21 protein-coding genes are annotated in these 20,570 nt (G+C 54.5%); 4 read left to right on the forward strand and 17 right to left on the reverse strand.

Features of this window, described 5'->3' with window-relative positions; all coding sequences use genetic code 11:
• Positions 1 to 71: 71 nt before the first annotated feature.
• Complete coding sequence (locus tag SPV1_RS10535) at positions 72 to 1,034, forward strand: adenylate/guanylate cyclase domain-containing protein (RefSeq protein ID WP_009851179.1); 963 nt, start codon at positions 72 to 74, stop codon at positions 1,032 to 1,034.
• 25 nt (positions 1,035 to 1,059) lie between these two features.
• Here SPV1_RS10535 and SPV1_RS10540 read toward each other — a convergent pair whose 3' ends face one another.
• On the reverse strand, positions 1,060 to 1,905 hold the full coding sequence (locus SPV1_RS10540) for an HAD family hydrolase (protein WP_009851180.1): 846 nt from the start codon (positions 1,903 to 1,905) through the stop codon (positions 1,060 to 1,062).
• A gap of 129 nt (positions 1,906 to 2,034) precedes the next feature.
• The gene (locus tag SPV1_RS10545) at positions 2,035 to 2,889 is read right to left on the reverse strand and encodes a MipA/OmpV family protein (RefSeq protein ID WP_040881940.1); all 855 of its coding nucleotides are present in this window, start codon (positions 2,887 to 2,889) and stop codon (positions 2,035 to 2,037) included.
• A gap of 363 nt (positions 2,890 to 3,252) precedes the next feature.
• Between SPV1_RS10545 and SPV1_RS10550 the strand changes: the two genes are divergently transcribed.
• Positions 3,253 to 4,659, forward strand: coding sequence for a CCA tRNA nucleotidyltransferase (locus tag SPV1_RS10550; RefSeq protein ID WP_009851183.1), 1,407 nt, complete (start codon positions 3,253 to 3,255; stop codon positions 4,657 to 4,659).
• 51 nt (positions 4,660 to 4,710) lie between these two features.
• On the opposite strand, the gene SPV1_RS10555 is transcribed toward SPV1_RS10550, so the two are convergent.
• From SPV1_RS10555 to SPV1_RS10615, 13 genes are all read right to left on the reverse strand, one after another.
• Positions 4,711 to 6,114 carry a sodium/proline symporter gene (locus SPV1_RS10555; RefSeq protein ID WP_009851184.1) on the reverse strand — a complete coding sequence of 468 codons (1,404 nt, stop codon included), beginning with the start codon at positions 6,112 to 6,114 and terminating at the stop codon, positions 4,711 to 4,713.
• Between the two features lie 395 nt (positions 6,115 to 6,509).
• A complete protein-coding gene (locus SPV1_RS10560; RefSeq protein ID WP_009851185.1) occupies positions 6,510 to 6,695 on the reverse strand; it encodes a DUF2065 domain-containing protein in 186 nt (61 codons plus the stop codon).
• A 12-nt stretch (positions 6,696 to 6,707) separates the two neighbouring features.
• Positions 6,708 to 7,580, reverse strand: coding sequence for a protease modulator HflC (hflC, locus tag SPV1_RS10565; RefSeq protein ID WP_009851186.1), 873 nt, complete (start codon positions 7,578 to 7,580; stop codon positions 6,708 to 6,710).
• Entirely contained in the window at positions 7,577 to 8,698 is a 1,122-nt protein-coding gene (gene hflK / locus SPV1_RS10570) for an FtsH protease activity modulator HflK (protein ID WP_009851187.1), read from the reverse strand. The genes hflC and hflK overlap by 4 nt, the downstream gene beginning before the upstream one ends.
• A 247-nt stretch (positions 8,699 to 8,945) precedes the next feature.
• Positions 8,946 to 9,899: a CinA family protein gene (locus SPV1_RS10575; protein WP_009851188.1), complete on the reverse strand. Its 954-nt coding sequence runs from the start codon at positions 9,897 to 9,899 to the stop codon at positions 8,946 to 8,948.
• Entirely contained in the window at positions 9,896 to 10,390 is a 495-nt protein-coding gene (locus tag SPV1_RS10580) for a phosphatidylglycerophosphatase A family protein (protein ID WP_009851189.1), read from the reverse strand. The genes SPV1_RS10575 and SPV1_RS10580 overlap by 4 nt, the downstream gene beginning before the upstream one ends.
• Positions 10,374 to 11,291 (reverse strand): thiamine-phosphate kinase, encoded by a 918-nt coding sequence (gene thiL / locus SPV1_RS10585; protein WP_009851190.1) that lies wholly within the window; start codon positions 11,289 to 11,291, stop codon positions 10,374 to 10,376. Before thiL ends, SPV1_RS10580 begins: the two co-directional genes overlap by 17 nt.
• Positions 11,292 to 11,293: 2 nt before the next feature.
• A complete protein-coding gene (locus tag SPV1_RS10590; RefSeq protein WP_009851191.1) occupies positions 11,294 to 12,508 on the reverse strand; it encodes a transcription antitermination factor NusB in 1,215 nt (404 codons plus the stop codon).
• Between the two features lie 62 nt (positions 12,509 to 12,570).
• A complete protein-coding gene (locus SPV1_RS10595; RefSeq protein ID WP_009851192.1) occupies positions 12,571 to 13,329 on the reverse strand; it encodes a formylglycine-generating enzyme family protein in 759 nt (252 codons plus the stop codon).
• A gap of 122 nt (positions 13,330 to 13,451) precedes the next feature.
• Complete coding sequence (locus tag SPV1_RS10600; protein WP_009851193.1) at positions 13,452 to 14,645, reverse strand: multiheme c-type cytochrome; 1,194 nt, start codon at positions 14,643 to 14,645, stop codon at positions 13,452 to 13,454.
• A 175-nt stretch (positions 14,646 to 14,820) separates the two neighbouring features.
• Positions 14,821 to 15,342: a hypothetical protein gene (locus SPV1_RS10605; protein ID WP_152909357.1), complete on the reverse strand. Its 522-nt coding sequence runs from the start codon at positions 15,340 to 15,342 to the stop codon at positions 14,821 to 14,823.
• A 103-nt stretch (positions 15,343 to 15,445) separates the two neighbouring features.
• Entirely contained in the window at positions 15,446 to 16,348 is a 903-nt protein-coding gene (locus SPV1_RS10610) for a hypothetical protein (RefSeq protein WP_009851195.1), read from the reverse strand.
• Positions 16,349 to 16,510: 162 nt separating this feature from the next.
• A complete protein-coding gene (locus SPV1_RS10615) occupies positions 16,511 to 17,536 on the reverse strand; it encodes a restriction endonuclease (protein ID WP_009851196.1) in 1,026 nt (341 codons plus the stop codon).
• A 319-nt stretch (positions 17,537 to 17,855) separates the two neighbouring features.
• On the opposite strand from SPV1_RS10615, the gene SPV1_RS10620 reads away from it, so the two are divergent.
• On the forward strand, positions 17,856 to 18,851 hold the full coding sequence (locus SPV1_RS10620; RefSeq protein ID WP_009851197.1) for an integrase: 996 nt from the start codon (positions 17,856 to 17,858) through the stop codon (positions 18,849 to 18,851).
• Between the two features lie 393 nt (positions 18,852 to 19,244).
• Here SPV1_RS10620 and SPV1_RS10625 read toward each other — a convergent pair whose 3' ends face one another.
• Complete coding sequence (locus tag SPV1_RS10625; RefSeq protein WP_009851199.1) at positions 19,245 to 19,460, reverse strand: hypothetical protein; 216 nt, start codon at positions 19,458 to 19,460, stop codon at positions 19,245 to 19,247.
• A 291-nt stretch (positions 19,461 to 19,751) separates the two neighbouring features.
• On the opposite strand from SPV1_RS10625, the gene SPV1_RS10630 reads away from it, so the two are divergent.
• A complete protein-coding gene (locus SPV1_RS10630; protein ID WP_009851200.1) occupies positions 19,752 to 19,982 on the forward strand; it encodes a hypothetical protein in 231 nt (76 codons plus the stop codon).
• Between the two features lie 70 nt (positions 19,983 to 20,052).
• Here SPV1_RS10630 and SPV1_RS10635 read toward each other — a convergent pair whose 3' ends face one another.
• Positions 20,053 to 20,562: an NADH-quinone oxidoreductase subunit B family protein gene (locus SPV1_RS10635; protein WP_009851201.1), complete on the reverse strand. Its 510-nt coding sequence runs from the start codon at positions 20,560 to 20,562 to the stop codon at positions 20,053 to 20,055.
• Positions 20,563 to 20,570: the final 8 nt, after the last annotated feature.

Raw genomic sequence — 20,570 nt, forward strand, 5'->3', positions numbered from 1 at the left:
TCCCTCCGGATTCCTTAACCGGACAGCCGTGCGAGAACATCATTCATCAGCAGTTCTTCACCAGGGAAGAGTTGATCAAACTGCTCAATTTTTCCTTTGTCCTGTTGTTCTGCCTGGTTGCAGTTGTTGCCCTGCCCCGGCTAAAGGCATTCGGAGGAGCCCTGCTTGCGAGCGGCTTCATACTGGTTTATCTGCTGGTGACGCAATACCTGTTTGTCAGCTACCGCTGGTGGGTTGACCTGCTGATTCCTACAGGCTCGGTATTCGTGCTCTATTCAGCCATGACAGCTTATCGATTCCTGACAGAGGAACGACACGCCAGAGAAATAAAATCCATGTTTTCTCACTATACTACTGAAAAAGTAGTCAACGAACTGTTGGAACATCCGGAGCTGGCCAGACTTGGCGGCATCCGGCGTGAAGTAACCGTACTTTTCTCGGATGTGAGGAGCTTTACGACCTATTCGGAACACCACACACCGGAGGAAGTTGTCTCGGCACTCAATGAGTTATTATCAGCCATGACCGATGTGATCATGCATTGGGACGGCACACTGGATAAGTTTGTCGGAGATGAAATCATGGCCTTCTGGGGCGCTCCGGGAAATCAGCAAAACCATGCTGAACTGGCAACACAATGCTCGCTGCACATGTTGCAACGTCTCGGAGAGCTACAACACAAGTGGCAGATGGAAGGAAAGGAGATACTGGATATTGGTATCGGCTTAAATACAGGTGAAGTTATAGTTGGTAATATCGGTTCTGAAACAAAAAAACTCGATTATACCATCATCGGCGATGCCGTGAATCTGGGTGCCAGAGTCGAAGCACTGACACGCAACTATAATGTCCATTTTATGATGACCGAATACACATTACAGAAAATAGAACACCTGCTGCCCGTGCAGGGCCAAAAACCGGTGTCAGGCGGTTTGGGACATATCCGGGTAACGCGGCTGGATGAGGTCACAGTCAAAGGAAAAACGAAGCCTGTTGTGGTATACGAAGTGACGGATTCCGAGTTAAACAAATAGCCTCATGCGGCACAACGCAGTCACTTTATCCCTGATAGGTACTGGCAGATACCGCGATGTGCTGGGCCAGACTGCGAACAGCCATGGAGAGAAAGTTGGTCAGATCCGAACCCGCCTGATAGTTGGCCGAGTGCAGATTGGATACGCGTCCGTCGGCGACGAACTGGAAGGCATTGCCCCACTTCTCCACATGCCGCTGATCATAGACGGCGATCGGGATACCGCCCTCTTTCTTGATCAGCGAAAAACAGGGGATATCGGTATATCCGTCTCCGACAAAGATCATCTGATTCAGCGGTATACGCAGCTGATCCGACGGCACCTTCATGTTCACGGCAAACGGTTTGGCACGGGAAGCCGGGCCTATCACGCCCTTCTGGATCTGGAACAGATAACGTGTCTTGTCGGTAAAGCTGATAATCCGCTTCGGCGCTACCGCATGCCCCTGCTCGTCGTAGTGAAACTCGGAAGCCCAGATATCGGTAAACTCGTCCGCGATACTCATCTGGCGCAGCACATCGCCGATACCGGAGCTGATCAGATAAAATTCCAGCGACACACGCGGATTGGCATCCGCCACCACATCGCGCAATTGTGAGAAGACCTGCTCAACCCCCTCAAACAACGGCAGCGTTTTCCCCCAGGCCATCAGCGCATCACACGTCATCGGTTTAATCCGGCCGCTGCGGGAGGCATGGATCATGTGATGCAGATAGGCAGGCACCGGGTCCCACCCCTCCGCCATCATACCACCGACCTCTTTCCAGAAGCCTTCAATATCGGTAATGCCTGCATGAGCGAGAAAGCCCGAGGTGCTGTCCGGTCCCAGCGTATCGTCAAAATCAAAGACTACGGCAATTCTTTCCTGCATCGATCCCTCTCCATTCAGCCCGTTCAGGCGCCGGTTATGCGGCTGTCACAACCCGCCGCAAGCCTAGCGTAACAGCAGCTGTTACCATAAGGAATCATCACTGATGGGTAGCAGCAGAGGCAAGTGCGCTTATTCCTCGCGCGATGACGGGTGAGCATCCTGCTCCGACTGCCAGATACTCCATGTAAAACCGGCTGCGATAATCAGGTAATTGCGGTCGCGTACCAAAGGACTTGCAGCAATCACACCCGGGCTGAGATTGCGATAACGCAGCGTGCCGAACAGCCGCAGATGATCCGTGATGCCGTAACTCATCGTTGCCGCCGCAGATAATGAGTGAAGACCGCCGCCGGCCCTGTAGGCCGCCCTGGTCGGCGTGACATACTGCGGGGCAACCGAATAATAGGTCTCATTATACCGGCGCGAGGCATACAGTGCTCCTGCATTAAAGCGCAGGTTCAAACGATCTGTCGGCCGCCAGCGCCACTGCACATCCGGCTCAATCAGCCAGCCCAGTGTGCTACCGGAGACATCGATGATACCGCGCCATGGCAGCCGTAACTTCACATCGGCATGGTCGGTTTCAATCATATGCCAGTTCAGGCGCGGACCCGCCTGAAAGTTGAATTTCAACTCCGGCATGCCGGCGCGGGCACGGTTGGAGTTACGCACCGGCAAACCCGCCCCGAACGAGGCATCGAGCGTCAACTGCTTCAGCCCGAACAGCTCGGCCCGGATACCATTGCGATCCACCTTTACCCGTTTACCACGATAAACCAGATACGGAATCGGAATCGCCAGCGTATAACGCTCGTCACTACCCATATATTGCGGCAGTGATACCACGCCCGCACCGACACCCACTTCCCACGCAGGCTTGGGCCGTTGCTCATCGGCATGCGCAGATGCTGCTGCCGTAATCAGCATGATCAGTAGCGCCGGGTAGCGCATGCGTCCGGAAAATATTCTCTTCTTATGACTCATCATATCTGTCGGTGCGACCGGTCCCGGACACGCCTGTCAATGCAGCAGAGTTGCTGCATATTGCATGGCTGTCTGAACGGCCGAATACCGCTACTCCCTTAAAGTCCGTATCCTGGTGCCGGTTTGCAGGAGATACCTGCCCATGACCGGGCGCTCTATCTCATCACTGCCCGTCAACATACAGCCTTGCGAATCATGATGCCAAAAACTGAACTCAAACTGAAACGGGAGCAGCGTAGCGCAGAAAGCTGTAACAGCTGCGTAATACGACAGGTCGTTTTATTTTCATCACCTCCGGCATTATAAGCCCCGCCGTACACGCCGGCAGTTGCAATTCTCGGCATATCGCCGTGAAATAGCCCTGTGCAACACTCAAACCCCACTCACCCCGCCGGTGCCATAGACCCGGACCTGCTGCCGCCGGAGATCCTGTTTCTCTGTCGACACCTTGCCACTGCAGGCGGCGATGCCTGGCTGGTCGGCGGTTGCGTGCGCGATCTGATGCTGCATATCAATCCCAAGGATTATGATCTGGAGGTTTACGGCCTGACTGAGGCTGCACTTAGCGACGCTCTGCAGCAACTCGGCCGCTGTGAAATGGTCGGCAAACAGTTCGGCGTGCACAAGCTGTGGTTCCGGCAGATGGAGATCGATGTGGCGCTGCCGCGCACGGAGTCCAAGTCCGGCAGCGGCCACCGCGGTTTTGTTGTCCATACCGACCCGCACCTGACACCGGAGATCGCCACACTGCGCAGGGATTTCACGATCAATGCCATGATGTATGACCCGTTGCAACACAGGCTGCTCGATTTGCACGGCGGACAGTCCGATCTGGATGAAGGCATCCTGCGTCATGTCAGCCCGGCCTTTGCCGAAGATCCGCTGCGTCCGCTGCGCGCCATGCAGTTTGCTGCACGCTTCAGGTTTCATCTGGCGCCTGAAACTGCCGCCATGTGCCGGACACTGGTAGCCGAAGCCGACACCCTGCCGGCCTCCCGCATCTGGATCGAATGGCAGAAATGGAGCCATGCCCGCTCTCCATCCTGTGGACTGATCGCACTGCATGACAGCGGCTGGCTGGCATGCTACCCCGAACTACAGGCCCTGCAGCAGTGCCCGCAGGATCCACGCTGGCATCCGGAAGGCGATGTCTGGGTGCATACCCTGCAAGTCGTGGATCAGGCGGCTGAGATGGCGAAAAAACATCACCTGAGCAGGCCTGATCGTGAGCACCTGCTCTTTGCCGCCCTGTGCCATGATTTGGGCAAGCCTGAAACAACGGTACAACAGCCGGACGGACGTATCGGCTCCCCCGGCCATAGCAAAGCGGGCGTACCGCTGACTCGCCGGCTACTACAGCGGATGCATGCGCCCGGCGCTATCGGTAAAATAGTAGTGCCACTGGTACAGGAGCACATCACCCATTTATTCGGCGATCCGACTGCGCGCGCGGTGCGCCGGCTGGCCTGGCGTCTGCAGCCAGCTCATATTGAGCTGTGGGAGATGCTGGTTGAAGCCGATGCTTCCGGTCGTGCGCCGGCTCCCCCCTCGCGCCCGGCGCTACCCTGGTTGCAGCTGGCGCAGTCGATGCAGCAGCACCGGCAGGCTGCAGCCCGCATTGTCGATGGCGATATGTTGATGCAGCTGGGGATTGAGCCCGGGCCGGTCTTGGGAGAGATGCTTGCCAAGGCCTATCAGGCCCAGCTTAACGGTGAATTTAATGATGCACAGGGCGCCCGCTTGTGGTGTATCGCCCATATCGGAAGCTGATCCCTTTCATGGCAATGCACGGTCAGGTCGGACCCTGATCGCATCGCTTACTTACGCCAGGTGAGCAGCTCTCTTACCTCTACCCCTGAAAATCACAAAGAGTAGCAATCCTGCCAGCATACCGGGCAGCACTTCATAAACCATCTGCGAGAGCCCGTACCAGCGCCACAGTAGAAATACGGCCACTCCGCCTCCCAGCATGATCAGCGCAACCCTCTCCGACGGCCGCCCTCCCAGGGCATAGACGGTGAGCAATGGCACGAAAGCTGTGGCGAGCAACCCCCAGGCGATGAGCACCAGCGCAAAGACACTCTGATTACCGGAGAGCGACAAACCCAGTCCCACCAGCACAATCACAGCCGTAGCCACTTTGGTGACTGTATAGCTGGCCTTGTGCTCGGGTAACAGATCACGGGTGAGTGAGGCGGAACATGAAAGCACCAGCGAATCGGCTGTGGACATCGTTGCGGCAAACAGACCGGCCAGCACCAGCCCGACCCAGATTTCCGGCAGCAGTTGCATCGACATCATCGGCAGCGCCAGCTCGGCATCGAAACTGCCTGCATCAGGGAGAACCAGCCGTGCAAGCAGCCCCACCACGATCGTGGCTGCATAAAACAACGTGAACCAGGTGTAGTAGTAAACACGAAAGCGGCCCAGATTTTCCGAGTGATCGAGCGCCATGTAGCGGATCACAATATGCGGCTGACCGGCTACGCCAAATCCGGCAAATACCCACCCGGCAATAAACAGCAGCACGCCCAGCCATGACGTGTCGGGAAACCAGTGCATGAATTGTGGCGAAACAGCGATCAGCTGCTCGGAGATCTCGCTGCCTGAGCCCAGGCTTGCCGCCGCCGTCCACATCAGGGCACACATGGCCCCGAGCATGACAAAGGACTGCGCGGCATCCGTCCAGATCGAAGCGCGGATACCACCGCTATAACTATACAGCAGCACCAATCCGGCACCGATGATTGCGCCGGTGGATGCATCCCACCCGAACAGCACATGCAGTGCCTTGCTGCCTGCGGTGAACTGGGCTGCGGCGTAGGCACCAAGAAACAGTATTGTGAGCACGCCGGAGACCCGGCGCAGCATGTTGTAGTCGGTGCCATGCCACTGCGCAAGCAGGCCACCGAATGAGTGCACATGCTCTGCTTCAGCGGTATCCCTCAGTTTTTTCATGATCAACAAAGAAGCAGTCAGGTCACCGATAATCCAGCCGATCATCAACCAGACCGAGGAGAGACCCGTGCTATAGGTCAAACCGATCATGCCGATAAACATGTAACCACTGTTGTTGGTGGCAACGGCCGACAGTCCGGCCAGCCACGGCGGCACATTGCGTCCGGCAATCAGATAATCGCTGGTAGTAGGCTGACGCTTGAGCATCGATAAGGCACCGATTACAGCAAACAGCAACAGGCAGACGATAAAGCTGATCATTGCCATGGTGTTAAACTGTTACTTCGGATTGCGGAGGACAGGCAGCCATGAAGGCAGACGCTACTTCACACTCTGCCACCAGAGAGATGAAAGAGAGGTGTTCGCATAAATCAGATAACAGTACCGAGAGTTGAGATCCGGCGGCTTGCTCTGTTCCACAAGCGCATAAAAAACCGGATTCATCAGACGTAACAGGTTTACGAAAAGACAAACGGCCTGCATTACTGGTTGCCTTACAGGTTCCGGTAAGCATTGACGGTGACCCTAGGGGTAGAAACTCAAATTGCAAATGACGTCCCGGTGACCCGAAAAACACTGATTTATGCTCTTGTCGTATCACTCACTCATATGCGATGAATAAAAAAAGGGCCGGTTCTTGTTTAAGAACCGGCCCTTTATCTTTAGTTGCGTACTACCTTGACGATCACCCAACCGATAGCAACGGCTACAATACCCATCAGCCGCAATGAGGCCGGTGGTATATCTGGTATGCGCCTCATCATATTGATCATCCCCTGCGGGAATAGCGCATAGAAAGCACCTTCCAGCACGAGCACCAGTCCCAGCGCCGCCAGCAAATCATCCATCAGATATTTCGATCAGCGATGTGATTGCTGGAAGAAGTGGAAAAACTCCGTATCCGGAGAAATCACCAGGCGCGAACCCTTGTTGATTGAGGCGCGATAGGCCTGCAATGAACGGGTAAATGCATAGAAATCCGGATCTTTCTTGTACGCCTTGGCATAGATGGCGGTTGATTCGGCATCGGCATGACCACGCAGGATCTCCGACTGCCTGTAAGCATCAGCCAAAATCACCTTACGCTGCTTTTCTGCCTCGGCACGAATCTCCTTGGCAGCTTCCTCACCCTCGGAACGATACTCCTTGGCAATCCGGTTACGCTCGGCCTTCATGCGCTGGAATACAGCCTCTGAGTTTTCCAGCGGCAGGTCGGCACGTTTGATGCGTACATCTATAATTCGCAGACCCAGATCGCGAACTTCCTTGTCGGCCCGATCCCGAATACTCTGCATCAATTTGATACGCAGCGTGGCATCGTCACCACCGGAGACGATCTCATAGAGGGTGTGCTGACCCAACACCTCGCGCACCTTGCCGCGTACCACATCTTCCATGCGGGATTCCACACCTACCTGCGTACGTGCCACCTGATAGACTTTCAACGGATCGGCAATCTTCCAGCGGGTATAGTTATCCACCATGATCGATTTCTTGTCCATCGTAATCACTTCATTCGGTTGCGCATCGGACTCCAGCAGACGATGGTCAAAAGTCTTCACACTCTCCCATGGCCATTTGAAATGCAGACCCGCTTTTTTCACCACATCCTTCGGATTACCGAACTGCAGCACCAGCACCTGCTCACGCTGGTCAACAACAAATGCGCTTGTGCCGACCAGAGCAGCCGCAACAACCAGAATAATTGCAATCATAGCCTGTTTGGGACTCATTTAGTCACCTCCGCCTTGGCTGGCTGTTTATCTAGTGGCAGATAAGGCAGCACGTTTTTTGCCACGGAGCCATCAACAATCACCTTGTCCGCGTTGGTCATCACTTCCTGCATGGTGTCCAGATAGAGGCGCTTGCGCGTCACTTCCGGGGCCTGCCTGTAAGCTGCCAGCAGACTGTCAAAGCGGGATGCCTCACCCTTGGCTTTCTCCACCACTTCCTTGGCATAACCCTGAGCCTCAAGCACTATCTTTTTGGCCTCACCACGGGATTTCGGCGTAATATCATTGGCATAGGCCTGAGCCTCGTTCTTGGCGCGCTCCTTGTCTTCACGCGCACTGGCTACGTCCTTGAACTCCTTGATCACACGCTCAGGCGGCTGTACATCCTGCAGCTTGACCGTCGTCACCGAAATACCGGCCGAATAGGAGTCCAGAATAGACTGGATCAGCTGCTCGGTCTCCACTTCCACCTCGGCCTTCTTCGTTGTCAGTACATCATCGATCAACGTACGGCCGATCACTTCGCGAATCGCCGATTCGGCGGCATCACGCACGGTCTTTTCAGGATTATCGATGTTGAACAGATAATCTTCGGCACTCTTGATCTTGTACTGCACAATAAACGAGATATCGACGATATTCTCATCCTTGGTCAGCATCAGTGATTCGTTGGTGCGCTTGCGCAGCGTGCCATCGGCAAAGTGACGGAAACCGATCTCCTGACGCTGAATACTGGTCACAGGCAGCTTCTGAACCGTCTCTACCGGATACGGGATATGCCAATTCAGGCCCGGCCCCTTGGTTGCCACATGCTGGCCAAAGCGCAGCACAATCGCCTCTTCATCGGCAGCGACCTTATAAAAACCGGATACACCCCAGACCAGCATCACAAGGGCCAGAAAGCCGGTAATCATACCTTTGCTGAGCTCAGGGCCACCATTGCCCCTGTTGCCGCCGTGACCACCGCGGCCGCCAAACAGGCTGCCGAAGCGCTCCTGCAATCTGCGGATCACCTCATCCAGATCAGGCGGTGTCTGGTTACCGCCTCCACCGCCAGGGGGTTTCCCCCACGGGTTCTGGTTGTCGTTGTTGGAACCATTCTGGTTACTCCAGGGCATGCATGACCTCCGAAAGTCAAAAACGCGGCGGAGTGTATCAGTTCATCAGACCAATGCACCCCCTATTCACACAAGGGCATCTATTTTGACACAAATAAAACGTTATTTTTTCACATAATCCACAAACTCATACATTAGTATATGATGATTACCTGTCAACACAGCGTGCAAAACCATCCACTGATTTCTCATCCGGCTCTTTGCCCGGGCCATTGCCGCGCAATCCACTTGGGGTGCATCGCACCTGCTATGTTTCAACCGCCTCGGTGAGTAGTAACAGCGCAGCTACAACTGTCTTCGCCTGAATTTCATGGCGTGCCCCGCTCAACTGCAGACAGCGACTGACACTATCACACCCGGCCATTGAAACGGCAATCCATACCGTGCCGACCGGCTTGCCCGGCGAACCACCGCCGGGACCTGCAATACCGCTGACCGCCACACTGACGCAACCTAAAGCTGCACAGCCTTCAGCCATCGCCCGCACCACCTGCTCACTGACCGCGCCATGTTGCCGGATCAACGACTCCGGTACGCCGGCCATATCCTGTTTTGCCGCATTGGTATAGGTCACCCAGCCGCGATCCACCACATCCGATGCACCCGGCACCCGACACAGGCGCGCGGCAATCAGTCCTCCCGTGCAGGACTCAACCGTGCGCAGTGAAAGCGCATGCTCACGCAGCAGCGCAATCACCTGCTCCTCGATCAGCAGACCGGAGTGATTGACCAAAGCCGGTGAAGTCGTCGGCTCAAGCGTTGCTGAAAGTCCGGTCTCAAGCGGCAGACCCTGAGTTTCATCAGCACATACATATAACGGCCGCATTGGCTTGTTATCATTGAGTAAATTCAGATATATCTGGCGCTGAAAAGCGATATCGCCCGGCGGCATCAGCACGCTAATCACGCCCCCGTGACGAAAGCAATTACCGCGACGGAGCGGGTTATCCAGCTTAAAGGAAGTCTGCGTTGCCGTCGACGGCAGGCTGTCTCGCACGCTCTCCAGCTCGCTCTCTGTGGCAAAAAACAGCTGCCAGTCATCATTTTCATGCTGCCAGTCACCGGCCTCCAGCAGGCTGAGAGTCACTTCATCGGCACCTGCCGTATGCAGCCAGGCCCGCAACCAGCCGGTCGTTATACCCGCGCCGGAGAGGCTCTGCAGGCCGCATTCGCTGATCACCCAGCGGGCGCGAATGGTCATACCACCCAACCTGTCATCATGACGCCGGCAACGATAACACCACCACCAATCAGACCTGCGAGCATGTCATCGGCCATAATCGACCACCAAGGCGGACCGACCCGCTCAGCCAGTGATACAGGCCAGGGCTTCAGAATATCCAGCGCGCGAAAAGCCACAAATGCCAGCACAAAAGCAACGACTCCATCCCCCATCCGGAAGGAGATCAGAGCCAGACATAACCACTGTCCGGCCCACTCATCAATGACAATCCAGCCCGGATCCTTGTCCGTCATCCGGGGCAGCACCGACGCGCAGACCAGACAACCGATCACCCAGGCCAGCAGCGATGCAACCAGCAGGCCGGCAGAGCCCGAGAAGTGCAACAACAACCATGCCGGCGGCAATGCAGCCAGTGAGCCCCATGTGCCGGGCGCTTTCGGCAACCAGCCGCTGCCGAAACCTGCTGCAACCCAGCCCCCCGGGCCGTATGATCTATTGGAAATGGTCATACCCCCCCTTCTCTACCGAAACAGGCTGCCCGCCCAGCATCAGGCTGACACCCGGCAGCTCCCGGCAACGGCCGATCATACAGGCATCGGTAAAGCGCATCGAAGCGGGGGCTGTGAACAGCAGCGCATAATCCTCGCCGCCATGAGCCGCATTCTGCAGCGCCTGCGCCTCGCCGATTTCGTCCACCAGCTGCGGCCAGTCAGGCAGCAGCGATAACTCGATCTCCATGCCCACATCTGAAGCGCAAGCCAGATGAGTCGCGTCCTGCAACAGCCCGTCGGAGATATCCATACAGCATTGCACCCCCTGCTCGCGCAGGCGCACACCTTGTTTCAACATCGGCACAACACCTGTAAAGTATTCAACAAAACTGCCGTCTTTACAGTCATTTATCCACTGCTTTAAACCTGATGCATGAAAGCCGACACAGCCGCACAACCAGATATTATCACCCGCCTGCGCCCCGCTCCGGCGCATGGCACTCCCCGCAGGCAACTGACCTGCCACCGTTACGGCCAGCGCATTACAGGATGAGCGCGTGGTATCGCCGCCGACCAGCTCCACATCAAAACGTGCCAGCGCCGCCGTAGCGCCATCTCCCATCTGCGCCACCGCCCCGGCATCCTCAGCCATGACATTGAGCCAGCAGCAGAGCGCCTCTGCCCCCATCGCGGCAAGATCGGAGAGGGCTGCACAGACAGCACGATCAGCGGCAACAGCCAGCGGTAAATCCGTCGGCCAGTGTACGCCGGCAAGCGACGTATCGGTACTGACCACCAGCTCCATCCCCGCAGCCGGCTGATGAACCGATGCATCATCGCCAATGCCCAGACGGGTAAATGTGCGCGGTTGCCCGCCCCTGCCGGCAAAACAGCGATCGATCAGGTCAAACTCACCCATGATCAGGCTCCGTCCCGGCAACGCACGGCATGAAAAAATCCGTCGCACGCGATATCGGGAAAGCGCCGCTGCATATCCCACAGTGCCCCGCTCTCTGCCAGCACCTGTTCATTTTCCTGCGGATGAATGGAACAGACTGCATAGACCATGGCCGCATCGGGCTTGAGTACGCGCAGTGACTCGCTCAACAAACGGCGTTGCAGCGCGGCCAGCGTCTCAACCGCCTGCTCATCATGCAAAAACTTCGCATCCGGATGGCGGCGCAAAATGCCCGAAGCCGAACAGGGGGCATCGAGCAGCAGTGCATCCACGCTTAAAGATGGCAGAGGCAGATTTAAACCGTCGGCCTGAATCACCTGCACATTGCTACAGCCCAGCCGTTGCAGATTTTCGTTCAGGCGCGGAATACGACGTGCATTGAGCTCTATCGCCAGAATCGTCGCTTCGGGAAAGCGGTGCGACAGCATAGCGGTCTTGCCGCCGGGAGCCGCGCATATATCCAGAATCACGCCGTTTCGGCACACAGGTTCCAGCGCCATGACCGCCGCCTGTGCCGCCTGATCGATGACGGTAAACGCACCCTCTTCATAACCGGGAAGAGTCGTGACATCGGTGCCGGCAGGCAGCAGTACGGCACAGGGGGTAAGCTCACCGGCAACCGCATCGATACCCATACCCGTCACCTGCTCCAGCCACTTATCCCTGTCGGTAAACAGCGCCAGCGAGAGTTGCGGCACCGTTTTCAGCGCTTCACTGCATGCAGTGACCTGTTCGGCACCGAACGCATCGCGCCAACCGGCATAGATCCAGCGAGGCAATTCGGCCCGCTGATTGGGTTTGAGTTTTTGCGGCGGTTCATGCTCACTCACCCGGCGCAACACGGCATTGACGAATCCACCGGCCTTGGGATTCGACTGCATAACAGCCGCAACCGTTTCGGAGAGTGCTGCATGGGCGGGTACACGCATATAGCGCAGCTGGTAGGTGCCAATCAGCAGCGCCATACGCGCCGTATCATCCGGCTTGCTGCGACAAAAGCGCGAATAATCGGCCTCCAGCGAGTAAAAACGGCGCAATACCCCGTAGACCAGCTCATGCAACAGACCGCGCCCGCGCGCATCCAGGCGCACACCATAGCGCTCCATGGCCTGCTCCGCCTTGCGCTGCCGGACAAGGATATCCGCCAGGCTCTCTATTGCCGCTTTACGTACTTGCATATCAGTTGGTCCGCCGGTGTGCAGGTGTGGAAAACGCCTGCATTAATGATGAGCAAAACAGATTAAGGTTCGAGAATCAGCCGGAAACCACTGTTATTGTCGAATTTATCCGCATCATTCCACAATCGGCTGCTGGTGGTAATCATTTCCGCTGCATCATACCAGGAGCCGCCGCGCAGCACTCTGGCCGTACACTGCCCTTCTGTCTGCGCTGAAGCATCTTTCGGTGCGGCTTCGAGATGCTCGTTCCAGCAGTCCTGCATCCACTCCCATACATTGCCGCTCATGTCATACAGGCCCAACGCATTAGGCTTCTTTTCACCCACAGGGTGGGACGTGTATTTGCTGTTGGCCATATACCAGGCAACCTGATCCGGTTTGCCTGCGGCACCATAGCGCTGCGTTTTACCGCCGCTGCGTGCGGCATATTCCCACTCCGCCTCGCTCGGCAGGCGAAAATGCTTGCCCGAGGCCTTGTTCAACTTGCGGATAAACTGGATGGCATCAAACCAGCGTACGCGCTCCACCGGATAGCGACCGCCTTTTTTGAAACCGGAGGGATTGGTACCCATGATCTTGCTGTATTCGGCCTGCGTGACTTCATAAGCCCCCATCCAGATATCGGATGGCAGGCAAATATCACCCTTGCCGGAGGGCGCCTTGTTCCCGGCGGCGGCAGTGGAGAGTGCGGCAAACTGAAAACATCCGGCAGGCACGCGCACGAACGTCATCCCTGTTGTCGGTTCGGTCATCGTATCTGCGGCCCATGACACTCCGACAACAGACATCATCGCCAGCAATACAGCACAAAACCTGAACATCAGCCCCTCCCATCTGGCATGCAGCCATGAATGGATGCAGCTTAGAAGCTGGCGGCAAACTGCGCAAGTTTTAGCCCCGATCCGGCAAGAAATCTCTCAAGTATCTGTTCGTAACTACCTGTTCAGATGGTGATAAATCCGTCGAAGAGCAGGTAGTCGCCCTTAGCCGCCCGCCTGGCCGCGCGTTTGATATGCGCCTGTGCCTGCGACGTCATATCAGCAGAGAGCAGCCTGCGGTAGACACCCTGATAGAACTTATCCGGCACCACGGTAATGCGGTAGTGCACGCGGGTTGTGGCGGCCGGTAACGGCGAAGCAGTGAAGTCGCGCTTCTCACCCGGCATCAGGCGCGTATCGCGCAACTCCTTCCAGCCCCGGTCATAGGCAACCTCACGCCCCACCTTCCACTGCCAGTTTTGCAGCACCTTACCGGCCGCATTCAGCGCCTCGGCACGCACAATGATTTCCGGCGTCACATAGGTCGGAAAGGCGTGGCCGATCCACTTCGAAGTCATGCGAAGCCGCACGCCGTCCGCCTGCCTGAGCAGGGTAATATCCAGCCCCTTGCGCACCATCTCCGGATCATGAATACCGCGAAACTCATGCCTGCGATCCGGCATATGACACTGCTGACAGGTAATGCCTTTTTCACCAAAACTACTGTTTTTCCATTCAGTTAGTGTATTTTCCAGAGGTTTTCCATTAATAGCTTTCGATTGCGGAAACTGATGACAGGAGGCGCAAAAGCCTGATCGCTCAAAGGCACTGGTGGCGACAAAGCCGCCATGGGCCGCTGCATCCAGATGACCGGTAGCACTGCCGCCTTTAGGCGGTGGCCCGAAACGTTGCCACCCCCGCACATGACAGGCTGCACATGTCACGCCGGCATGACGCAGCGGCAGTGTCGCCTTATCAATATCCGCCTCCCGGTCAAAACCGGAGTCATGTTTCAGACGCAGCTTCAGCGAGTGCCGCATCGATTTATCATCGGGATACGCCTGTTCGGCCAGCAGCGCATGGCAGGCAAGACAGCCGTTAGCCTTCTGATATCCCATAGCGGGAAATTGGCCGATCATACCGGGTGAATAGGCATGTGCGTGCAGACTATCCTTCCACGCATCGAACTGTGCCTCATGGCACTGGCCGCAGGCTTCCGGATGCAGATTCGCCTCCAGCTCCGACCAGCGTGCCGGCGGTGATCCGGCTGTAGCCGCCGGCTTATGCCAGTAACCCTTCGGCAGGCCGGGATCTATGGACGCAGCCATCAGCAACAACCCCGCCACAAGCATTCCCGCCGCCACGATCTTCTGCTTCATACCTGCTCCTGTGATCCGCAGCTTAAACCCGCCGGGAGCCCTTGATACTGATAGAGATCAGATGACGCCGCCAGCTATTGATGCAGGGGCATTCGGTTCGGCCGGGTTAGCCGGCTCTTCTGTTATTTAAGGAGTGATTTCTGGCCGGTTACACAGTCATGGCCATGGGTATGATTTACAAGCTGTTATATTGCCCGAATCCGCTGGTCCGAACTGTCCCTAAACTTTTCCCCGGCTTGGCCTCAGATTCTTTCGCGGTAGAATAGTTGATAGAAGAGACAATCCCTTTCTCATCCATATTAATAACAGGCGTATCCTTATACTGATCATAAACCAGTTGCTCCGACTTGCCTGTTCCGGACAAGGTTATATTTGTTTTGCCCGGTTCTCCCCAGGACTTGAGCACATCCTGTTTGCTCATACCTACAGCGACTTTTCTGAATCTTATAAACTCGCTTGCCTGAGCGGCCGTAAACTGGCCATGACCAACTGTTGATGCATCCTCTTTTGAGTAGTCATGCAACTTTCGGTGCTCCACTTCCTCACCGGCCTTGCATGGGATATCCTGCCAGACAGGCGTATCAAATTTCCCCGGCCCCTTGCATTGATACATTTCGTCAGCCTTCGTAACCGGAAAACCGATGCATGACGCGAAAACGCCAACAATCACAGCCGATGCCAATCCCAACTTATTCACGATCCCCTCCTTCATACAGAAGCCCCTTGGACGCGCCTAGTAAATTAGTGGCGATTCATACTGGACTACCCACATTTCTGTAACCCTTCCACCATAATGATTATTAATACGATTGGATACCATGTTTTAACAGGAGCCTTGGCAATACGTCATCCAGATTAATTACATCAGCATCATTCAATTGAATAAGTTTAAAATCATACTTCTCATATATTTCGATTTTGGTTTTCTTTCTGTGTAAATACTTAGAGTCATTCTCGTACCCCCAGTATTCGATATACACTTTCCCGCCGGGCAAATAGAAGTCGCAATATACTTCCTCTTCTACAGGTAACTTCCTTTCGTAGGCATGGACAATTTCAGCCATATATAGCCAATTATCAATTAACATCTCTGCCTTTGACCTGACATAATGGCCATCTGTACTACGGAATTTTGCCTCGAACTTATCTCTGAAACCGGATACATTGGAGCTCTTTTCCTGCAACTCTGTAGTGGAACCTTCGCTTTCCTGACCCTGTGTTTGCTTAATAGAATCCAGAAGCGTCTTGTTCGTCACAATTGATTCAGGCCATGAAACATAAGGTACACCAGACCTGTTATTTTCAAGCTGAATACCTCCGACCTTTTCACCTTGTTTTGTGAGTTCCCAGCCTTTCAGTCCTTTCTTGATCCAACCTAGTTCAGAAAAAATCAGGTTTATCTTCTGATTAGAGACATCAAAAGTCTTACCCAGGGACGTTGCTGTAAGAATATTGCTCGCCTGCTTGGGCGAAGCGACATTTGAACCAATGCTTATTTTACTTTTTATTTCACTGGGCCAGACGATATAGGTTCCGAACCGCTTATCGCTTTTATAATCCCCGCCTAATTGCTTACCGGCATCAGTCAGCTTTCTTTCACCGCCATTTTCTACAATCCAACCGTTTGCAACCAGGATGGCAAACAATTCTCGGGTTGTAGCTCCAAGCTCTTTCGCCAATGCTGAAGTCGAAATTAATTTCATAGATTTTCACACCTCCGGCTCGCAGTATAGTCAGGGAAATAACAACCGATACCTTCGGGTGACTTGCGATATTTTTCGCCCATCAATCAGAACCAATACCAATTACGAGTCGGCAATCGACAATTGCCTGGCTCCATCATTTGGCAAGTTAAACCAACTCTCTCACGCCATTTCAGGCTTATACTTTAAAGTGACTCTGCACCTTGGATAACTCCGGCAGCCCCAAAATTCATTGCCTGCATTTTTACCCGAGCTAACTTTCTTCAGAGTCAGCTTAGTGTCGCACCGGGGACAAGTCGGCGTTGTATAGTCGCCCTCTGTAGCGACTTGTAATAGTTTGCTCTGTATCTCGTCAGGCATCTCCAATATCGACTTAACCAGATCTTCCCCTGAAATCAGCAAAAGCTTTTTGCCTTTGGCAAAAGCCACTGCTTCTCGGGTATAAGAGCCTGTGTTCATGAATATCCCTGTAGAAACACCTTCGGCCGCCATAACCCCGAACAACTCCCGCACGGGCTTTACGCCGACCTTATACGCATTCCATGCCTTGCACTGAACAATTGCAAAAGGCTTGTCTGACTTATCTTTAAAAAGGTTTATATCAACACCACCGTCCGGGCCGATCTTGGTTGTTTCAGCCCTTCCTCCCTTTACCTCAAGATAGGCACGACACAACTCTTCAAAACGCTTCCATTCAATTTTCCATATCAAATCAAGGCTGATTGATTGGGGCTTCTGCGGCTCATGATAACCCTCAGCCTCTCGCAACGACTCAAGCTCTTGCAAACCATCACTGGTTCCCGGCGACAATTGCCTCTCGTCAGCCGGAAACACTAGCTCTTTTCCAACCGGTTGCTGTTGCGCCCATGGATCTGGCGGCCCTGACCTGCCGGAAGGTTTCTTCACCTTCATAGATACCGGATATACTGGCGGATAGCTCTTTCTCGCTTTGTATGCACTTGTCGCAGACATTACGGTCGGGACTAAAAATATAAAAGCTACAAGCGGTGCAAAATTGGGAGCTGCAGTCAAAAGCCCACGCATTACTATGGACTGCGCATCAATTAAGGGGGGAATATATTTAATACCAAAGAACGCTACAACCATGACAACGGCGTTTACCTGCCAGGGTAGTTCAGCCATATCATCAATAAAGTTTGCCTTCTTTTTACGCCGTCTCGCTGCCATCCCCACTCCCTCAAATACAATGACTGGCGATTATAGCACAAATATTCAAATATCTATTCTGCGTGAACGGTTAAGTCGGGAGGAGCCTAACGCGAAAGAGCCGCATGACATTAAGTCACGCGGCTCTTTCTTGTTGGTGGCGCTTCAGGGACTCGAACCCCGGGCACGCGGATTATGATCCCTTCTTCGGGCTCAACAATATCAATGCACGCTCATCTATCATATTAATAATAAAGGAATTTTGTTCCCGTTGATTCCCGCTCGATCCCTGTTATTCTGCAGCTTCACACACCGCACACACACCGCAGGAGAGCGTGGGATGGCGATCCAGAAAAGAAAATGGAAGAACGGGCGAACAACTTACCGTGTCCAAGTGTATCATCGCGGAAAGGTAGTAGCTGACGCGACTTTTGATTTTCGTCGGGATGCGCAACTGTTCGAAGCCGAGGTGAAAACGAAGCTGCAAAGGGGCGACTTCGTGGATACTCGTCTGGCTGAACGAACGCTGTTCGGTGAAGCGTTGGAACGATATGCAGAGAATATCGTTCCGAGGAAAAAGGGAGCAAGACAAGAGATGTCTCGAGTGCGCACGCTGTCCCGCTCGTCACTGGTTCGCCTCCCTTTGTCGAAAATCAGAACGCCAGATATCATCAAATATCGTGATAGCCGACTGAAAGAAGTTGGTCCGAACTCTGTTCGTTTGGAACTGGCAGTTATTTCCCACTTATTCACCGTTGCATCCAGAGACTGGGGCATGAACTACCTGAGCAACCCCGTCGCCCGTGGTGTGATGCCATCGGTCAAGCAGACTGCAAGGGATCGGCGCCTACAACCCGGTGAAGAAGATCAGCTGATGCAAGCTTGCAAAGAATACGGCGGTGTGATCGGCGACATTGTGATGTTCGCTTTAGAAACAGCCATGAGGCGCGCAGAAATTGCCAGTCTCCGATGGGAGGACATCCATGGCAACATCGCAAGACTACATGACACGAAGAATGGCGAACGCCGGGATGTTCCATTGTCTAGTCGCGCGCGTGAAATCATTCATCGCCGGGCAAAGGTACGATCATTGAATGATAAGCGGGTATTCGGCATTGCGCCAAACGGGATCTCGCAGGCGTTCTCACGCGTTTGCAAGCATGCTGGGATTGTAGATCTGCGTTTTCATGATTTGAGGCACGAAGCGACCAGCCGCTTATTCGAACGAGGGTTAAACCCAATGCAAGTTGCCTCAATTACTGGACATAAAACACTCCAGATGCTCAAACGCTACACCCACCTCCGTGCTGAGGATCTAGTGGCCCTGCTGGACTAGGTTTGGCAATCTGATTATTCCTCCAGTATCCATTTGGACTTGGGCGGTAGTATCCGCCCTACTTTCCACATTTTTCCGCGTAAGAAAAACCCTGCTGCCGTATCAGCAAGGCCACGCAAGCTCTAGGCTCACGATTCGCCCCCGTATCGCCGGGACTGATCACGCGCTTCAACTTGATCTGGCGGTTGAAGACCACCTTTGCCATGGATCACAGTTCATGGCGGCTGCTCCCTGATTTAACTGGCGGAGCGCCAGCAAAAATGGACCCTCCGTTACGGAGGATCGTGTTGATTCATGCGTTTCATTTTGAACACCTCCTTTGGTTGGAATGGAGTGGAGACGATCACACCTCCACCATGTTTCACCGTGCCCCAATGCGGGACCGGATAACGATCAGCCTATCGTGATATTGGACTGGCCGACCTTTTCTTCATACACATTCGCGTAAGCCACCGAATCCCCGTCACCAACTGGCGTAAGCTCGGTTGCGGATGTGTCGCTAACATCGTAATCCACAATTACGACCTTGATGTCCTTGAAGTCCTCTGGCGCACCGGAAAGAGCGGCCTGCACCAGGCCTCCGCGGACCAGTATTTGCAATTCTTTCATCGTATCCTCCTTGAAATGCGGCAAGCAAAACGAACCGGAACCGCCGTAGCGGAGTCCGATTTGTACGCATGCCTGTTTTGAATGGTGGTTGTTTTAATATGCTGGTGCGCGTTCGCGCATTTGAAAGAATGCCCCGTGCCTCCGTGGAGACAATGCATCACCATGGCCGTGGCCACAGTTCGGGGCGGATGCAATCAACAAGCGTTTTATAGACTTTCTTTCTGCCCTACGCAGGAAACCGGTTCCTTTCCCGCGTAGCGTTTATTGGTTGTGCCGTCTATCATTTGGAACATGAAACAGTCATACATCAAGGAAATGGCTATCGCCTTGCTGGCCGCAATCGCCGTCGGCTGGGTAACCCATAGCCTTCTTGGCGTGATTGCCTTTTTCGTCATCGGTGCTTTCCTGTCGAAAGGATCGGTGCCCGAAAATGAAATGCGGAAGATAGCCAAGTCGGAGGAAGACGAGCTGGGGTGTGGTCACTCTCTGGACTTGGGACTTGAATACACTCGCCCGGACTGATTAGCCCTTTTCATCCTTTTTCTCTGGCGGCTCGACATTGGATGCTGATGGACATTGTTGGGCCGTTACCTTATCGCATTTCAGCGGCGGCCAGGATGCCCCGGATGATGTCCGTCGGTGTCGGTGGGCAGCCGTGAATGACAACATCTACGGGAATGATATCCGATACCGCGCCGGCGATCGCGTAGTTGTCCCTTCCGAATACGCCGCAGTTGACCGCGCAGTCGCCCATGGCCACCACCAGCTTCGGATCGGACGTGGCATTATAGGTCATCTCAAGCGCCTTCCTCATATTCACCGAAACCGGGCCGGTCACCAGCAGCATATCGGCGAAACGCGGAGAGGCGGTGAAATGAATACCGAAGCGCTCGATATCGTAATAAGCATTGTTCGTGGCATGGATTTCCAGCTCGCAGCCGTTACAGGAGCCGGCATCCACGGCCCGGATAGTCAGCGAGCCCGCAAAATGATTGCGAATGACCGACTCAAGTCGTTTACCCATCACTTTGAACTGATCGCTTGCCGCCAGCGGTTCGGTGATGGTACCGATTCTGGTGATCTGCCTGAGGATTCCCAGCATACTTGTCT

The sequence above is a fragment of the Mariprofundus ferrooxydans PV-1 genome, from assembly GCF_000153765.1.
GTDB lineage: Bacteria > Pseudomonadota > Zetaproteobacteria > Mariprofundales > Mariprofundaceae > Mariprofundus > Mariprofundus ferrooxydans.

What these genes read in the sequence shown, in the direction of transcription:
- SPV1_RS10620 (WP_009851197.1), top strand. Translation starts at nt 17,856, where the DNA reads ATGGCGATCCAGAAAAGAAAATGGAAGAACGGGCGAACAACTTACCGT.
- hflK (WP_009851187.1), bottom strand. Translation starts at nt 8,698, where the DNA reads ATGCCCTGGAGTAACCAGAATGGTTCCAACAACGACAACCAGAACCCG.
- SPV1_RS10540 (WP_009851180.1), bottom strand. Translation starts at nt 1,905, where the DNA reads ATGCAGGAAAGAATTGCCGTAGTCTTTGATTTTGACGATACGCTGGGA.
- SPV1_RS10625 (WP_009851199.1), bottom strand. Translation starts at nt 19,460, where the DNA reads ATGAAAGAATTGCAAATACTGGTCCGCGGAGGCCTGGTGCAGGCCGCT.
- SPV1_RS10545 (WP_040881940.1), bottom strand. Translation starts at nt 2,889, where the DNA reads ATGAGTCATAAGAAGAGAATATTTTCCGGACGCATGCGCTACCCGGCG.
- SPV1_RS10610 (WP_009851195.1), bottom strand. Translation starts at nt 16,348, where the DNA reads ATGAAATTAATTTCGACTTCAGCATTGGCGAAAGAGCTTGGAGCTACA.
- SPV1_RS10615 (WP_009851196.1), bottom strand. Translation starts at nt 17,536, where the DNA reads ATGGCAGCGAGACGGCGTAAAAAGAAGGCAAACTTTATTGATGATATG.
- SPV1_RS10600 (WP_009851193.1), bottom strand. Translation starts at nt 14,645, where the DNA reads ATGAAGCAGAAGATCGTGGCGGCGGGAATGCTTGTGGCGGGGTTGTTG.
- SPV1_RS10560 (WP_009851185.1), bottom strand. Translation starts at nt 6,695, where the DNA reads ATGGATGATTTGCTGGCGGCGCTGGGACTGGTGCTCGTGCTGGAAGGT.
- hflC (WP_009851186.1), bottom strand. Translation starts at nt 7,580, where the DNA reads ATGAGTCCCAAACAGGCTATGATTGCAATTATTCTGGTTGTTGCGGCT.
- thiL (WP_009851190.1), bottom strand. Translation starts at nt 11,291, where the DNA reads ATGGGTGAGTTTGACCTGATCGATCGCTGTTTTGCCGGCAGGGGCGGG.
- SPV1_RS10555 (WP_009851184.1), bottom strand. Translation starts at nt 6,114, where the DNA reads ATGGCAATGATCAGCTTTATCGTCTGCCTGTTGCTGTTTGCTGTAATC.
- SPV1_RS10630 (WP_009851200.1), top strand. Translation starts at nt 19,752, where the DNA reads ATGAAACAGTCATACATCAAGGAAATGGCTATCGCCTTGCTGGCCGCA.
- SPV1_RS10590 (WP_009851191.1), bottom strand. Translation starts at nt 12,508, where the DNA reads ATGCAAGTACGTAAAGCGGCAATAGAGAGCCTGGCGGATATCCTTGTC.
- SPV1_RS10580 (WP_009851189.1), bottom strand. Translation starts at nt 10,390, where the DNA reads ATGACCATTTCCAATAGATCATACGGCCCGGGGGGCTGGGTTGCAGCA.
- SPV1_RS10575 (WP_009851188.1), bottom strand. Translation starts at nt 9,899, where the DNA reads ATGACCATTCGCGCCCGCTGGGTGATCAGCGAATGCGGCCTGCAGAGC.
- SPV1_RS10595 (WP_009851192.1), bottom strand. Translation starts at nt 13,329, where the DNA reads ATGTTCAGGTTTTGTGCTGTATTGCTGGCGATGATGTCTGTTGTCGGA.
- SPV1_RS10635 (WP_009851201.1), bottom strand. Translation starts at nt 20,562, where the DNA reads ATGCTGGGAATCCTCAGGCAGATCACCAGAATCGGTACCATCACCGAA.